At 63.3% G+C, this 1353-nt stretch carries 2 protein-coding genes; both read left to right on the top strand.

Annotated elements, in window-relative coordinates:
- Positions 1-888, top strand: an 888-nt coding sequence (locus tag FJ980_RS32015) for a catalase-related domain-containing protein (protein ID WP_281406358.1), incomplete at its 5' end; no start/stop codon positions are given.
- Between the two features lie 161 nt (positions 889-1049).
- The coding region (locus FJ980_RS32010) for a transposase (RefSeq protein ID WP_246676667.1) at positions 1050-1353 on the top strand (304 nt) is incomplete at its 3' end.

Below are 1353 nucleotides of genomic sequence, written 5' to 3'. Positions count from 1 at the left end.
GCCATGCACAACCCGGTCGGCCGCGCCAACTATGAGCCGAATTCGTGGGGCTCGGGTCCCCGCGAGGATCCGCAACGCGGCTTCCGCTCTTTCGCCGACGCCGAAGAGGGGCAGAAGGTGCGTCTGCGGGCGGAGAGCTTCGCCGACCACTACAGCCAGGCGCGGCAATTCTTCAACAGCCAGACAGCGCCGGAGCAACGCCATATCGCCATGGCGCTGACATTCGAATTGAGCAAGGTGCAGGCACCGGCGATCCGCGAACGCATGGTGGCGCATCTGCTGAACATAGACGAAACGCTGGCGACTCAAGTCGCCGACAAGCTTGGCATTCGGAACATGCCCGACCCCGCCGAGACCGCCATCCCGCCGCGCGACGACCTGCCGCCGTCTCCGGCTCTCAGTATCATCGAGAACGGTCCCGATAGTTTCAAAGGCCGCAAGGTCGGCGTGTTGCTGAGCGACGGGGCCGACACGGCCCTTTTCGAACAACTTCGCTCGGCCATCGAAACGGAAGGCGCGGTCATGGAGGTGATAGCGCCCAAGGTGGGCGGCGTCGAGGCCGCAGACGGCACCCACATCGAAGCCAGACACATGATCGACGGCTGTCCGTCGGTCCTGTTCGACGCCGTGGTCCTGCTCCTGTCCGAGCCGGGCGCCGAGTTGCTGGTCAAGGAGGCAGCCGCGAAGGACTTCGTGTCGGATGCCTTTGCGCATTGCAAATTCATCGGCTTCACACCGGGAGCCGCGCCTCTCCTGGCCAAGGCAGGCGTCGCAGCCGATGCCGATGAGGGATTGATGCGGCTGGACTCCGCAGCCTCCGCCAACACATTCGTGCAGGCTTGCCGCAAGCTGCGGCTGTGGGCCCGGGAAGCGGCCGTCAAGCTGTGACGCTATCGACCGGCACGGATTCCCGTCCGTGAGCGGCGGTTCGGCCAGCGGGATTCCAGTCGGTGCGGGCTAGAGCATTTCCTATTTTGGGAGAATCGTAGGATTCCCAAAACCGGATGTTTGTGATTCAAGATGCTGGCTGGATTGGAGGCCAGCATCTGATGACGCGAGCGCTTTCAAATGATCTTCGTGAGCGTGCAGTAGCGGCAGTTGTCGACGGGGAGACCTGCCGTGCGGTTGCCTCGCGCTTTGGCGTTGCGGTTTCCTCTGTGGTGAAGTGGTCGCAGCGTTACCGTGCCACCGGCTCGGTGGCGCCGGGCAAGCTGGGCGGACACCGTAAGCGCGTTCTGGAGCCCCATCGGGCTTTCATTGTGGAGCGGATCAATCAGACCTCTGAACTGACGCTGCATCGGCTGAAGGACGAGTTGGATGCGCGCGGGATCAAGGTCTCGCACAATACGGTGT

It is taken from the genome of Mesorhizobium sp. B1-1-5 (assembly GCF_006443065.1).
Classification (GTDB): Bacteria; Pseudomonadota; Alphaproteobacteria; order Rhizobiales; family Rhizobiaceae; genus Mesorhizobium.
This window is presented reverse-complemented; position numbering and strand designations above follow the sequence as displayed.